Below are 14,337 nucleotides of genomic sequence, written 5' to 3'. Positions count from 1 at the left end.
AGGACAGAAGATATTTTACCCGGGCAGGCCAGCTACCTATGCGGCGCGATACACGCGGCGGGGCTGTTCCTCGCCACGGACGGCGGCGGCGGTCACCACGACCTTGGCTACGCCCTGCTCGCTCGGAAGGTCGAACATCGTGCGCTGCAGAACGTCCTCGCAGATGGAACGCAAGCCGCGGGCACCGGTCTTCCGCTCGAGCGCAAGCTTGGCCACGGCGCGCAGCGCCTCGGGCTCAAACTCGAGCTCGCAGTCCTCGAGCTGGAACATGCGGCGGTACTGCTTCACGATGGCGTTCTTGGGCTCGGTCAAAATCGAGACCAGGTCATCCTCGTCAAGCGCCTCGGTATGCGTGATCACCGGCGTGCGTCCGATGAACTCCGGGATCATGCCGAAGCTGTTGAGGTCCTGCGGCAGAACCTGGCTCAAGAGGTCGTTCTCGTCGGTGGAAGTGGGGCCGGCGAGCTCGGAGTTGAAACCGATGCCCTTGTTGCCCACGCGGTCCGCGATGATCTTGTCGAGTCCCACGAACGCGCCACCGCAGATGAAGAGGATGTTCGTGGTATCGATCTCCAGGAGCTCCTGCTGCGGGTGCTTGCGCCCGCCCTGGGGCGGCACGCTCGCCACGGTACCCTCGAGGATCTTGAGGAGCGCCTGCTGCACGCCCTCGCCGGACACGTCGCGCGTGATGGAGAGGTTCTCCGCCTTGCGCGCCACCTTGTCGATCTCGTCGATGTAGATGATGCCCACCTGGGCGCGCTCGATGTCGCCGTCGGCTGCGGTGATGAGCTTCAGGAGGATGTTCTCCACGTCCTCGCCCACGTAGCCTGCCTCGGTGAGCGCCGTGGCGTCCGCAATGGCGAAGGGCACCTCAAGGATGCGCGCGAGCGTCTGCGCCAAAAGCGTCTTGCCCGTACCCGTGGGGCCCAGAAGCAGGATATTCGACTTGGCGAGCTCGACATCGGCCAGATCGTCCGCCGGAGCAGCATGCTTTCCGAGCGGCGCCTGGGGGGTGCGCCCATCGCTCGAGTCGAACGCCCCCTCGGCCGCCCCGCCCTCGAGCACGCGACGGTAGTGGTTATAGACCGCCACCGACATGGCGCGCTTCGCGTCCTCCTGGCCCATCACGTACTGCGAGAGCTCATCGTAGATCTCGTGCGGGGTGGGCACGCGGGTGATGACCTGGCGGCACGAATCCTCCGCCTCCTCATCAACCGCCTCGACCTCAGGCGTCGCGAAGGCATCCGCGCCGAAGGCGTTCTCCCCCATCATGTAGGGATAGCCGGGGTTCTGCTGCATGAAATCGTGGGCGAGCGATTCCTCGAGGATCTCGACGCATGCCGAGACGCACTCATCGCAGATAAAGGTGTTGTTGGGCCCCTTCACGAGCTTGCGCACCTGTCCCTGCTCCTTCCCACAGAAGGAGCAGCGGATGGTGCCGCCTTGCGATTCGCCCTGGTTGCCGGTCATGCCGGAGCGGGGATCCATGGCCATTACTCTGCACCCTTCGCAGCCTCGGAGCGGTTCGCGATAATCCGGTCAACGAGGCCGTACTCGAGGGCGTCGGTGGCGCGCAGGTAATGGTCGCGCTCGGTGTCCTGCTTGACCTTGTCGAACGGCTGGCCGGTAGCATCGGCGAGAATCTGGTTCAAGTTTTTGCGGATGCTCTTGATCTCCTCAGCCGCAATCTCGATCTCGGTCTGCTGCCCCTGAGCGCCGCCGCTCGGCTGGTGAATCATCACCATGGAATTCGGCAGGCAGAAGCGCTTGCCCTTGGCGCCGCACGCGAGCAGCACCGCCGCCATGGAAGCGGCCATGCCCACGCAGATGGTGGAGACGTCGGGCTTGATGAAGTTCATGGTGTCGAGAATGGCGAGACCGGAGTACACCTCGCCGCCGGGAGAGTTGATGTAGAGCGAGATGTCCTTCTCGGCATCCTGGCTCTCCAAGTGCAAAAGCTGGGCGATCACGAGGTTCGCGGTCACGGAGTTGATCTCTTCGCCCAGAAAGACGATACGGTCATTCAAGAGGCGGGAATAGATGTCGTAGCTGCGCTCGCCGCGCGGGGTCTGCTCGATGACATAGGGCACGAGCGCGGAATCGGTTCGAAGTAGCGCCATGGGGCTCCTTTCTTCATGCGTTTCAAAGACGTACGGTGCCCGGCCTGCTTGCGGGCCTGGCACCGTACGGAAGACGCCGGTTTACCGGTATGATACTGTACCCAGAACACGGGCGGCTACACCAACGGGCGGCTCGCCGAAAAACATCGGCAAACGCCCCGGCAGCGGAAGCGAGCTACTCGGCAGCGCTCTCGGACTCGTCGGCGGTATCGCCCTCGTCCTGCTTCGCGCTCTCGTCGACCTCGGTAACCTGGGCATTCTCGACCAGCCAGTCGCAAGCCTTGGAGCGACGGATGGAGTCGCGGATGGCGGGCATGCGGCCCTCGGCGATGAAGCTCGCCTTCGAGGCCTCCACGTCCTCGACGCCGGCGTTCTCGAACTCCTTGTCCACGTCCTCGTCGGTGACCTCGACCTTGAGCTCGCGGGCCAGAGCGTCGAGCGCGAGGGACTCGCGGGCCACGTCGTTGGCCTGACGATGCAGGTCGGCAATGAACTGGTCGGAGGTGATCTGCGAGGCCTGGAGCCACTGGTCAAGGCTCATGCCGCGCTGGGCAAGGTTGTTCAGGAAGGTCTGGCCGAGCTCCTGGAAGACGGACTGCTCGTAGTCGGCGTCCATCTCCTCGAGCTCAAGGCGCTCGGCGAGCGCGGCGACGGCGCGGTTCTCCTTGAGGGACGGCAGGCGGGAAGCCTTGTCCTGCTCGATCTCGATCTTCACGGCATCGCGCATGGCAGCGATGTCATCGAAGCCGAACGCGCTCTTGGCGAGCTCATCAGTGAGCTCGGGCACCACGCGGGCCTTGATGTTCTTGACGGTGAACTCGGCGCTGGCCTCCTCGGGCTCTTCATCGCCCTCGGCCTCAGGCGTCCAGCTGACCTCCTTGACCTCGTCAACCTTCATGCCCTTGAGGGCCTCCTCGACAGCCTCGGGAAGCACGCCGGAGCCCATGGCGAACATGCGATCATCGCCGGCAAGCTTCTCGGCACCCTTCACGTCCTTGACGGAAAGGGTGATGAAGTCCTCGGCATCGATGCCGCGGTCCTCGACGTCCTCGAAGCGGGTCTGATAGCCCATGAGCATCTCGACCTGCGCGTCAATCTCGGACTCGGTGACCTCCGCAGGGGGCATCTCGATCGCGACGGGCTCATAGGAGCTGAGCTCGGGCGTGGGACGGAGCGTGTACTCAACGGAGAAGGTGTACTCCTCGCCGTCCTTCACGATCTCCTCGACCTTGAAGTCGCCGTCCTTGACGGGCACGATATCGAGCTCGTTCAGGATGGCGGGAGCCGCCTCGTTAACAACGGACTCGGTAGCGTTGGCCAGGGCAAACTGCGCGCCAAGCGTACTGTCGATGACGGGACGCGGGGCCTTGCCCTTGCGGAAGCCCGGGAAGCGATACTGCTTGGCAGCTTCCTTGTACGCCTGCTTGATCGCGCGGTCGACGTCTTCGGCGGCGATGGTGACCGTAGCGGTGAGCTTGCCGTTCTCGACATCAGATGCAGAGATGTTCAACGTTCCTCCTCTTACCTTGCCAGCGTATCGTTGGGTGCTGGAAACCCTGGTATACCTAAAATAAGCCGATTGCGGCCAAAGCGCGGAGCGCCTGCGCGCTGGTGCGGGCGAAAGGACTCGAACCTTCACGGGAAGCCCACTGGAACCTAAATCCAGCGCGTCTACCAATTCCGCCACGCCCGCAATGTGCGCACAGCCTTAGCATGATACCAGATAACGCCTGCTTGCAACTGATGAACGTGAAGCTGCACAAATGAGACGGTTGCGGGGCGCGCGTTCAACCGCCGCTCCCCCGTTCGGGCGCCCTTCACGCATGTTCGCCGCATGTTTCGGCCCTAGATGCGAAAGAGCGCCCGAACGCAGGGACGTATCACACAAGGGCTTCCACACGGGGACATGCCGCTGGGCAGCGCTACAGGTCGAACATATAGGAGCCGCACGCGTTGACGATACGCGTGCCGGCGGGATGCTCGATCACGCGATCGATGCGCCCGTACTCCATATGGATGTGCCCGTGAACGAGATAGGCTGGCCGCAGAATCTCGATCGCGGTGTTGAAGGCATCGAAACCGGTGTGCGCGTAATCGTCCATGTCGCCATAGCCGTACGGCGGCGCATGGGTCACCACGATATCCACGCCGCCGGTGAGCTTCGCCTGAAACGCAAGGCGCATCACGCGCCTGCGCATCTCCTGCTCGGTAAACCCGTAGACGCGCTCGTTATAGCGCATGGACCCGCCGAACCCCATGATGCGCACGCCGGCCACCTCGCGAATGCGGCCGTCGATGCTATCGCAACCCTCCGGCGCGTGCGAACGATAGGCGGTGTCGTGGTTTCCCGGAACATAGAGGAGCGGGAGGTTGGCCATCGTGACCACGTGCTCGAGGTAGCGCGCCGGCAGATCGCCGCACGAGATGATCATGTTCACGCCGCGCAGGCGCTCCGGATCAAAGCCCGTCGTCAGCCAGCTCTGCTCAACGTCTGCGATGGCGAGGATCTTCATGCGAGCGTCGTCCCCTTATGCGGAAGCTTCGCGACATCGACGGGAATGAGCCCGCTGACCTCCACCTTCTCAAGGCCCTCCTCGGAAAGCTCGCGCTGCTCGGGCAAACGGCCCACCACGTTCGCATTGAGCCAGCTCATGCGCACGATCTCTTCGCTCGAAAGGCGGCCCGCCTCGGCGGCCTTCACCGGGCCCTCTTGGCTTGCAAGCTCGCCGGCAAAGGGATCGATGCGCCGCGTGAGCACCGACTGCCGCAGCACCTCGATGAGCGCTCGCTGGCCATAGGGCAGCCCGTCCGAGAGCCCCACATCGAGCACGCCGGAAGACATTCCCCACCAGTAATTGAGCGCAAGGCCCGAAAGCTCGCTCTGCTCTTTGTGCCACGTCTCGCTGCGGATAGACTGCACGATGAGCTGGTAGTAGCGCCCCCATTTCAGCACGGGCTCGGCAAGGTGCGTGGTCGTACCGTCCTCCTCCACGCGGTAGAGCCCCCATGCCTCGCCCGGGTCCGCCGGGTTGGGATAGTCTCGCGCCGAGACGATCCGCACCTCTTCCTCGGCAAGCTCTCGCTTCCAATCGTAATCCTTCGCCGAGAACCACTTGAGATAGACGGTCACGAGCGGGTCGACCATGGCCGCGCCGATGGCGAAGGCGTTGATCTCAGACACGCTGCCGAAGACTGGGGTCTCGGCAACATAGCCGACCTTATGGTTTTCCGCCATGCTCGCTGCGAGCGCTCCGAGTAGGAACTTCGCCTCGTACAAGCGGATGCTGAACGTGCGCACCGCGCTATGCGAGAGGCTCACCGAGCAGTTGATGAACGTGCATTCCGGATGCGCTACCGCGGCACGCAGGCTGTCGCGCATCTGGGTGGGCGCGATGGTCACGATGAGATCGGACCCCTCGGCCAGCGCGTCGTCCACGGCAAGGTCGAAATCGGTCGCATCGACGCAATCGCGGTAGGCTCGGGTCGAGATGGTCGCCCCCAGGCGCCGCTCAAGCTCGAAGCGCCCCTGCTCATGGAGGGCCGTCCAGCCGTCAACGAGTGGGTTTTCCCCGTAAATGAACGAAGCCCGGAACGGCTTCGAGCGCACGACATCCTTATAGAGGTTCTTGAGCTCGGGAATGATGGCAGCGCGGCTCGAGCGCGGGTCTTCCAGATAGGCCACCTTGCCGCCGTCGCGCTTGACGACGAACTCGCCCCACATGCGCTCAACGTTCTGATCGACCTCGCTCGGCAGCGCGCGCACCGCCTCCTCATAGCCGAAGACGACAAGGTAGGCAAGGAAGGCCTCCCCCGCCGTGAGCCCCAGATGCTCACCCCCGCGTTTGCGGAAGGCGCCGAGGAACGTCTCGAACGCGGAGCGGAAATCGCGCACGACCTCCTGCGGCCAGGCATGATCGAGGTCCTGCCCAGCAAACGCCGCCAGCCGCACGTAGTCGCCCTCGCGGGTGAACACGATGCCGTAGATGGGCGCTACGTTGAAGAAGCGCATGAACTCCTGGTAGATGCGATAGGCCTCGGTATCGGAGGGCATGGGCACCACGCGCGTAACGGACGCGAGAATCGTCGGCTGCCCCAGATAGCGCAAAACGGAAACGCGCTTATTGCCCTCCTGCACGTAGAAGCGCTGCATGAACTCATAGACGACGATGGGGTCGCGTATGCCCTCAGCGCGCTGCGAGTCGATGAGGTCGCTCCACTTCATCGAGAACTCTGAGCCGCTCTCGGGCAGGGGCATGAAGTTCGTCGCGAAGGTGTTCTGACGCCCGCGCGTGCGCGTGCCCGCGATGAGGTCGATATCGATCTCCATCGTGCCCATGGGAACCTCGCCCTGGTACCCCTCGCCCTTGAGGATATCGTCGAGGGCGGGCAGGTACGGGTAGCGGCCCGCAGAAACGTCCGTCTGAAGCTGCTTATGGCCGAGCTTGCGCGCACGGCGATAATCGTCGAGCATCTTCCCCACCTCACTCGTTTCGCGGTCCGGCACCACCGGCGGCAGCGCCCCTACCGATCAGCGTGCTCGAACAGCCCGCAGGCAGACGGCGCGCAACCATCCCCTGCTAGACGTCGACACGCTCGAAGCGATACATCACCGCAGCATTCGCGTCGAGCCCCACCGGCAAGGGGAATCCAGCATCCATGAGGGCGTCGGCCGGATAGACCACGCCCGTGTCCAGATTCCGATAGAGCGCCCCCGGGGTGAGGCCGCGCGGAACGACATAGTTCGCTACGCCGTACCCGTTAACCGAGAGCAGCACTGCGCTCACCACGGCACGGGACCCGTCCTCGGCAACGTACTCCCACGCGCACACGGCATCCGTAAGCGGGGAGCTCAGGCGGAAGAACAGGCCCTCGCGCACCAGGTCCTCGACCTCGTGATAGCGCTTCACCTGATTGCGGATGTGCTCGCAGGCGCGCTCAGGAAGCTTGAGCAGATCGAGCTCGTAGCCGAAGCCGCCCCCCTGCATGGCAACGATGCCGCGCGTCGTGATGGGCGTCTCGCGCCCGTTGACCTCGTTGGGGCATGCCGAGACGTGCGCGCCCATGGCAGACGCCGGGAAGCCGAACGAGGTGCCGTACTGGATGGTCAGGCGATTGATGGCATCGGTGTTGTCGCTCGTCCAGATCTGCGGCGTGTAGTAGAGCATGCCCGCATCGAACCGGCCGCCGCCCGCAGAGCAACCCTCGAAGAGAATCCGGGGATAGCGCTGGACGAGACGCTCGAGCAGGTCGTACAGGCCGAGCATGTAGTCGTAGAGCACCTTGCCCTGATCGTTCGATGCGCGGGAATAGGTGTCCACGATGCTGCGATTGTAATCCCACTTCACGTACTCGATGTTGGCCTGATCGAGCACAGCGCAAAGCTGCGCATAAAGGTTGTCGCGCACCTCCTCGCGCGAGAGGTCGAGCACGAGCTGGTCGCGACCGAGCACGGGGCCCTTCCCCGGCACCGCGAGCACCCAGTCGGGATGTTCGCGGTAGAGCTCGCTGTCCTCGCTCACCATCTCCGGCTCCACCCAGATGCCGAACTTGAGCCCCAAATCGTTCACGCGGTCAACGAGATCCTTCAGGGTGCCGCCGAGCTTCCCCTCATTCACCGTCCAGTCGCCGAGCGCCCGGAAATCATCGCGCCGCGTGGAGAACCAGCCATCGTCCATGACGAGCATCTCGATACCCAGGCTTGCGGCCTGTTCGGCGAGGCGCACCAGGCTCTCGCCCGTGAAATCGAAATAGAAGGCCTCCCAGCTGTTGAGCAGCACCGGACGCGGACGGTCGCGCCACGTACCGCGGCATACGTGCTTGCGGATGCAGCGGTGGAAGTTTTGGGAGACGCGCTCGATGCCCGCATTCGAGTAGGTCATGATGACCTCGGGCGCGACCAGCTGCTCGCCCGGAGCAAGCGGATAGGAGAACCGGTCGTCGGAAAGGCCCATCTGCATGCGCGTCTGGTTGTACTGCTCGCATGTGACCTCGGCCTCGAACCCACCACTATAGACGAAGTTCATGCCCCAAGCACGACCCGTAGATTCCGTTGCCCGCTCATCGCAGAGCACCATCACCGGGCTGTACTGGTTGGAAGACATGCCGCGACGGCTTCCCACCGAGAAGGTCCCATGGCCAACATGGTGGCGATCCGGGGTGCGCTCCATGGCATGGCGCCCGTAGAAGGAGATAACGTCGTACTCACCGTGCACGAAGTCGAGGCATGCCGTCTGGGCACGGTCGACCGTTACGACGCCGGTGCCTTCGTTCTTGATGATCGCGGCGCGCGTGATGATATCTATCTCGGGGAGCACGCCGTATAGCAACTCAACGGTAATGCCCACGCGCTCGTCGGCAAGGCGGATGACGAGCGTCTCAGCTCCATCCGACTCATCCTCGCTATAGACCGCGGGAAGCCCGGGAAGGTCGTACTTGCCGGGCCGAATCTCGTAATCGCGGTAGCGAAGGTCGCAGCCGAACGCGCCGTGGTCGTCGCGAACGACCAGCAAGGGGCTCCTCATGTCTCCCGCGCCTTGGAAGGGGTACTCCTGGGGCAGCACGTCGAGCGAGTACGTGCGGTCGTGAACATCGTAGGGGCAGCCGCACATTCCGCTCCGGTCGGCGTAGGTCACCAAATAGGCCATATAGCCGTCCGTGCGTGCCCCGTAATACAGATGCAGCAAAAAGCCGTACGAATCGGCCTGCATCTGGTACGTCGAGTTCTTGGTTTTGATGGTGAAGATCTTTGTCTCTTCGTCAACGACGATCGGCATGATACCTCCCCTTTAGTTGATGCTCACGCGGTGTGGGCGCCCAAGGGGAAGCAGCCGCAGCCGCCACCCGAACGACACCTCGGTCAAGCAGGCAAAACCCTGCCCGTTGCATTATAAACGCGCATACCTCGCAATAAATCGCAGAGTGAACCAACACAAGCTTAGCAAACTTATCGGGCTGGCGCGGCCCAGCGTTCGGCGAGGTGCGGCTCGGAGGGCCCGGCGTCCGGCGAGAGGCGATGTTGGGCAGGGCGTGGCATGCGAAATAGCTTGGCGCCTCTCGGAGCGCAGCATTCAGTGAGGCAGAATCGAGCGGGTCGCAGCGTGCAGCGCGAGGGCAGCGCTTGACAACGTGCGGAAAACCGCGGGTCGCAGCGCGGCAATCCAGCCCCGTCACTCGATATGTGATGAAACTGTGACTAAGTTATGGAACCGTTTCCATGAACTATCTACCAACGTTATTTAGCCTATAGTACAGATTTATGGAACCGTTTCCATAACACAGGCATAAGGAGGGGCATGAACATCAGGGACATCGCGGAGCGTGCCGGCTACGGCGTCAGCACGGTTTCGCGCGTCATCAACGGCCAATCCAACGTGAGCGACCAAGCACGCGAGCGCATCCTCGCCGTGATGGACGCCTGCGGGTACGAGCCCAACACCAATGCGCGCTACCTCAAGATGCGCTCGCCCTCCCCCGTCGCCGTCTTCGTCATGGGAACGAGCAACCGGCTCTTCGGTGACATTCTCACCCGCATCCAGGCGCGATTCTGGGCCCTGGGCGAAGAGGTGGCCGTCACGCACCTGGAAGACGATGCCAACGAGGTCCAGTTCGCCATCGGCTACCAGCAGACGCGCCATCCCAAGGCGATGCTGTTCCTTGGTGGCGAGCGCACCTACTTCCGCGAGGCCTTCGGCCAGATTACGGTGCCGAGCGTGCTTATCACCAACACCGCAGAGGGCCTTGGCTTCGAGAATCTCTCGAGCGTTACGATCGATAACGAGGCAGCCGCCGCGCGCGCGATCGATTACCTCCATGCCGCCGGCCACCGCCGCATCGGCATCCTCGGCGGCACGCGCTCCCCGGAACAGATCGGCGGGCGCCGCCTCGAGGGCGCGGAGAGCGCGCTCATGGCCCACGGCATCGTCTTCAGCCGCGACCAGGATTATGAGCCCTGCGACTTCACCGAAGAGGCGGGATACCGCGCCATCGGAAGGCTTCTCTGGCGCTCCCCGGACCTTACCGCCGTCCTTGCGCTTGGAGACGTCATCGCCTTTGGCGCCATCCGCGCCATCTACGACCGAGGGGGCAGCGTTCCCGGCACCCTCTCCATCATGGGCTTCGACGGCACCGCGCTCTCGCGCTACTCCGTCCCTCGCATCACCACCGTGCGCCAGGATACCGATGCCCTCGCAGACCACAGCGTGGACCTGCTCCTCCAAGGCATGCAGGGGCCCGCGCAAGCCCTGCACGAGCTTGCCCCCTTCGACATCCTCGAGCAGGAGAGCGTGGGCGCACCCAACACCAGCGGCGTCGCGAACCTTCTCGCCGCCGCCCACGATACGCACCGGCTGCACCGCTAAGAGAAGGGAACCGTCCTCATGAGAAGAGCCGGAATCCTCATGCCCATCACCGCGCTTCCCTCGCCGTGGGGCGTGGGCACCATGGGTGCAGAAGCGCGCTCGTTTATCGATTTCCTCGCCGAGGCAGGCGTATCGGTCTGGCAGGTTCTACCCATCGTGCCCACGAGCTACGGCGATTCGCCCTACCAATCGTTTTCCACGTATGCGGGCAATCCCTACCTCATCGACCTCGACGACCTCGCCGCCGAAGGCCTTCTCGACCGCACGGAGTACGCCGGCCGCACCTGGAGCTCCCAGGCCGACCGCGTAGACTACGGCGCGCTATACGAGGCGCGCTTCGATGTGCTCGCCCGCGCAGCGCGGCGGCTTGCCAGCATGCACCCCGACGAGTTCTACGCCTTCTGCAAGCGTGAGGCCTCCTGGCTGGATGACTATGCCCTCTTCATGGCCCTCAAGGAAGCCCATGGCGGTGCCTCGTGGAACACCTGGGAGGCAGCGCTCCGTCATCGCCAGCCCGTCGAGCTCGCTCGCGCGCGCATGGAGCTCGCCGACCGCGTGCGTTTCTGGCAGGCGGTCCAGTGCCTGTTCTTCCGCCAGTGGGAGAGCCTGCGCATCTACGCCAGGACTGCAGGCATCCGCATCATGGGAGACCTCCCCTTCTATGTAGCCCTCGACAGCGCGGACGTCTGGGCGCACCCCGAGCAGTTCCAGCTCGACGAAGAGCTGCGCCCCACCGAGATCGCCGGCGTTCCCCCCGACGGGTTCTCGGCCATCGGGCAGATCTGGGGGAACCCACTCTTCGCATGGGACCGCATGAAAGCGGAAGGCTACGCTTGGTGGATCGACCGAATCTCGTTCCAGCTGCGCCTCTACGACATCCTGCGCATCGACCATTTCCGCGGCTTCGACTCCTATTTCGCCATCCCCACCGGGGCGGCAACCGCTGCGGGAGGACGCTGGCGGAAAGGCCCGGGCAAGGCGCTCTTCCAAGCGCTGAGGTTTGCCGTGGGCGATGTGAGCATCGTGGCAGAAGACCTGGGATACCTCACCCCGTCGGTGCGCCAACTCCTCGACGACACCGGGTTCCCCGGCATGAAGGTGCTCGAATTCGCCTTCGACACGCGCGATTCCGAGGCCGGAGACGACACCTATCTTCCGTTCGCGTATCCCGAAAACAGCGTGGCCTACGTTGGCACCCACGATAACGACACCGCGCTCGGATGGCTTGCCAACGCACCCGCGCCCGATACCCGCACGGCACGCGAGTACCTCCGTCTCGACGACCGCGAGGGCGAGGGCTGGGGCATGATGCGCGGCATCTGGGCGAGCGCCTCGGAACTCGCCGTCGTGCAGATGCAAGACGTGCTGGAACTCGGCAGCGAGGCGCGCATCAACACCCCTTCAACCCTTGGAGGCAATTGGACTTGGCGGGCGCGTCCCGGCTTTGCGAGCAGATCGCTCGCAGCGCGCCTGCGCCACCAACTCCACCTCTATCACCGCATTCCAGCCGATGAGGCGCGCGTGGCAACCGCCGCGAACGGCGCCGCAGAACCCACGAGCAAGGAGGACTAACATGGACCTCGAAACCAGCCTGGCAAGCACGCTCGACGCCATGGGGACGAACCTCGACCAAGCAAGCCCGGAACAGCTGTTTTGCGCGCTTCTGCGCGTTACCCGCGACGTCGAGCTCAAGCAGAAACCGGCGCAGGGCGACCGAAAGCTCTACTACTTCTCCGCTGAGTTCCTCATCGGCAGGCTCCTCCGGGCAAACCTGCAGAACCTCGGCCTGCTCGACGATGCCGAGCGCATACTCGCCGAGCACGGGACCTCACTCGCCGAGGTCGAGGACCGCGAGCCCGAACCCTCGCTCGGCAACGGCGGGCTGGGGCGCCTAGCGGCATGCTTTCTCGACTCCATCGCCTCGCTTGGCCTTCCCGGCGACGGCATGGGGCTCAACTACCACTTCGGCCTCTTCCGCCAGGACCTTTCGCAGGGCGTGCAGCTCGAAAAGCCGAATCCCTGGATCGAGCCGGATTCCTGGCTCATCGAGACGGGCTCCTCGTTCACGGTGCCCTTCGGCTCGGGCGACCTTTCGGCCCGCATGTTCGACATCCAGATTCCCGGCTACAAGAACGGCGTGTGCAACCGCCTGCATCTCTTCGATGTCATCGACCCTGCGCCCGCACCCGAAAACGGCATCGCGTTCGATGCATCCGATGTGGCGCATCAGCTCACCTCGTTCCTCTACCCCGACGATTCCACCGAGGAAGGGCGTCTTTTGCGCGTATACCAGCAGTACTTCATGATCTCGGCAGGGGCACAGCTCATATTGAGCGAGCTTGCGGAGCGCGGGCACCAGCCTTCGGAGCTTGACCGCTACGCGGCAATCCACATCAACGACACGCACCCCTCGATGGTCATCCCCGAGATGATCAGGCTTCTCATGGAAGACGGCATGCCATTCGACCAGGCGGCCGATGTGATCGAGCGCACCTGCGCCTACACGAACCACACCATCCTCGCCGAGGCGCTCGAAACATGGCCCATGCGCTTCATCGAGCAAGTGGCCCCCGGCATCGTGCCCATCATCCGCAAGCTCGATGAGCGCGCCCGATCCCGCAGCAACGACGAGCGCGTTGCCGTCATCGATTCGAGCGACTGCGTGCACATGGCCCATATGGACGTTCACTTCTGCCATGCGGTGAACGGCGTGGCGGCGCTCCACACCCATATCCTCACGAGCTCCGAGATGCGCCCCTTCGCAGAGCTCTACCCCGACAAGTTCTCCAACAAGACCAACGGCATCACCTTCAGGCGTTGGCTCCTCGACGCCAACCCCGCACTCGCCCGCTGCATCACCGAGCGAATCGGCGATGGCTGGGTAACTGACGCCCAGCGGCTGAGCGGCCTGCTCTCGGTAGCCGATGCCGACGCGCTTACCGGCGAGCTCGAAGCGATCAAGCAGCACAACAAGCGCGCGCTCGCATCCTGGCTGCAGCGGACGCAGGGCATCAAGGTCGATCCCGAATCCGTCTTCGATATCCAGATCAAGCGCATGCACCAGTACAAGCGCCAGCAGATGAACGCCCTCTACGCCATCTGGAAGTATCTGCGCATCAAACGTGGAAACGTTCCCACGCGCCCCGTCACCATGATATTCGCCGCGAAGGCCGCACCCGCCTACGAGCTCGCCAAAGACACCATCGCGCTGCTGCTCGCACTCTCGCGCCTCATCGAGCGCGACCCCGCGGTCTCGCCCTGGCTGCGCCTTGTGATGGTCGAGAACTACAACGTCACCGCTGCCGAGCACCTCATTCCCGCCGCAGACATCTCCGAGCAGATCTCGCTCGCATCAAAGGAGGCCAGCGGCACCTCGAACATGAAGTTCATGGCAAACGGCGCCGTGACGCTCGGCACGCTCGACGGCGCGAACGTCGAGATCGCCAACCTCGTGGGCGCAGAGAACATCTATCTCTTCGGCCGCTCGTCCGAAGAGGTCATTGAGCTCTACGAGACGGGTGGCTACCACCCATGGGACCTCTGGCAACACGATCCCGAGATGGCCGAGGCGATCGACTTCATCGTCTCGCCCGAGCTTCTCGCATGCGGCAATGCCGCCGCACTCGCTCGCGTGTACAGAGACTTCGTGGCGAAGGACTACTTCATGGCCCTGCTCGATGCTCGGGACTACGCGGCCACCAAGGAGCGCTGCCTCGCCGACTACGAAGACCGAGCGGCATGGGGGCGCAAGATGCTCGTGAACATCGCGACATCAGGTTTCTTCTCGTCGGACCGAACGATTCGCGAATACAACGACGAGATCTGGCATCTGGGTTAGCTGGGGCGTGCGCCCAACGGTT

The 14,337-nt window shown here is 63.8% G+C and carries 9 protein-coding genes and 1 tRNA gene; 3 read left to right on the top strand and 7 right to left on the bottom strand.

Going from position 1 to position 14,337, the window contains the following annotated elements:
* Positions 1-36 precede the first annotated feature (36 nt).
* The 7 genes from clpX to HGEM_RS04415 all read right to left on the bottom strand — a co-directional run bounded on the left by clpX (position 37) and on the right by HGEM_RS04415 (position 8,893).
* Positions 37-1,494, bottom strand: coding sequence for an ATP-dependent Clp protease ATP-binding subunit ClpX (gene clpX, locus HGEM_RS04445; protein WP_019128207.1), 1,458 nt, complete (start codon positions 1,492-1,494; stop codon positions 37-39).
* Positions 1,494-2,120, bottom strand: coding sequence for an ATP-dependent Clp protease proteolytic subunit (locus HGEM_RS04440; RefSeq protein WP_019128206.1), 627 nt, complete (start codon positions 2,118-2,120; stop codon positions 1,494-1,496). The genes clpX and HGEM_RS04440 overlap by 1 nt, the downstream gene beginning before the upstream one ends.
* 175 nt (positions 2,121-2,295) lie before the next feature.
* Positions 2,296-3,630: a trigger factor gene (tig, locus tag HGEM_RS04435; protein WP_019128205.1), complete on the bottom strand. Its 1,335-nt coding sequence runs from the start codon at positions 3,628-3,630 to the stop codon at positions 2,296-2,298.
* Between the two features lie 99 nt (positions 3,631-3,729).
* A tRNA-Leu gene (locus tag HGEM_RS04430) sits at positions 3,730-3,813 on the bottom strand.
* Positions 3,814-4,042: 229 nt separating this feature from the next.
* On the bottom strand, positions 4,043-4,633 hold the full coding sequence (locus HGEM_RS04425) for a metallophosphoesterase family protein (RefSeq protein ID WP_019128204.1): 591 nt from the start codon (positions 4,631-4,633) through the stop codon (positions 4,043-4,045).
* On the bottom strand, positions 4,630-6,591 hold the full coding sequence (locus HGEM_RS04420; protein ID WP_019128203.1) for a BMP family ABC transporter substrate-binding protein: 1,962 nt from the start codon (positions 6,589-6,591) through the stop codon (positions 4,630-4,632). Before HGEM_RS04420 ends, HGEM_RS04425 begins: the two co-directional genes overlap by 4 nt.
* Before the next feature lie 106 nt (positions 6,592-6,697).
* Positions 6,698-8,893 carry an alpha-galactosidase gene (locus HGEM_RS04415; protein WP_019128202.1) on the bottom strand — a complete coding sequence of 732 codons (2,196 nt, stop codon included), beginning with the start codon at positions 8,891-8,893 and terminating at the stop codon, positions 6,698-6,700.
* Positions 8,894-9,412: 519 nt separating this feature from the next.
* Here HGEM_RS04415 and HGEM_RS04410 point away from each other — a divergent pair.
* The 3 genes from HGEM_RS04410 to HGEM_RS04400 are packed head-to-tail and all read left to right on the top strand — an operon-like array spanning position 9,413 to position 14,315.
* The gene (locus HGEM_RS04410) at positions 9,413-10,477 is read left to right on the top strand and encodes a LacI family DNA-binding transcriptional regulator (protein ID WP_019128201.1); all 1,065 of its coding nucleotides are present in this window, start codon (positions 9,413-9,415) and stop codon (positions 10,475-10,477) included.
* Positions 10,478-10,495: 18 nt separating this feature from the next.
* A complete protein-coding gene (gene malQ, locus HGEM_RS04405; protein ID WP_051008437.1) occupies positions 10,496-12,049 on the top strand; it encodes a 4-alpha-glucanotransferase in 1,554 nt (517 codons plus the stop codon).
* A gap of 1 nt (position 12,050) precedes the next feature.
* Entirely contained in the window at positions 12,051-14,315 is a 2,265-nt protein-coding gene (locus tag HGEM_RS04400; RefSeq protein WP_019128199.1) for a glycogen/starch/alpha-glucan phosphorylase, read from the top strand.
* Positions 14,316-14,337: the final 22 nt, after the last annotated feature.

The organism is Enorma massiliensis phI (genome assembly GCF_000311845.1).
Taxonomy (GTDB): domain Bacteria; phylum Actinomycetota; class Coriobacteriia; order Coriobacteriales; family Coriobacteriaceae; genus Enorma; species Enorma massiliensis.
This window is presented reverse-complemented; position numbering and strand designations above follow the sequence as displayed.

What these genes read in the sequence shown, in the direction of transcription:
- clpX (WP_019128207.1), bottom strand. Translation starts at nt 1,494, where the DNA reads ATGGCCATGGATCCCCGCTCCGGCATGACCGGCAACCAGGGCGAATCG.
- HGEM_RS04440 (WP_019128206.1), bottom strand. Translation starts at nt 2,120, where the DNA reads ATGGCGCTACTTCGAACCGATTCCGCGCTCGTGCCCTATGTCATCGAG.
- HGEM_RS04425 (WP_019128204.1), bottom strand. Translation starts at nt 4,633, where the DNA reads ATGAAGATCCTCGCCATCGCAGACGTTGAGCAGAGCTGGCTGACGACG.
- HGEM_RS04420 (WP_019128203.1), bottom strand. Translation starts at nt 6,591, where the DNA reads ATGCTCGACGATTATCGCCGTGCGCGCAAGCTCGGCCATAAGCAGCTT.
- HGEM_RS04415 (WP_019128202.1), bottom strand. Translation starts at nt 8,893, where the DNA reads ATGCCGATCGTCGTTGACGAAGAGACAAAGATCTTCACCATCAAAACC.
- HGEM_RS04410 (WP_019128201.1), top strand. Translation starts at nt 9,413, where the DNA reads ATGAACATCAGGGACATCGCGGAGCGTGCCGGCTACGGCGTCAGCACG.
- malQ (WP_051008437.1), top strand. Translation starts at nt 10,496, where the DNA reads ATGAGAAGAGCCGGAATCCTCATGCCCATCACCGCGCTTCCCTCGCCG.
- HGEM_RS04400 (WP_019128199.1), top strand. Translation starts at nt 12,051, where the DNA reads ATGGACCTCGAAACCAGCCTGGCAAGCACGCTCGACGCCATGGGGACG.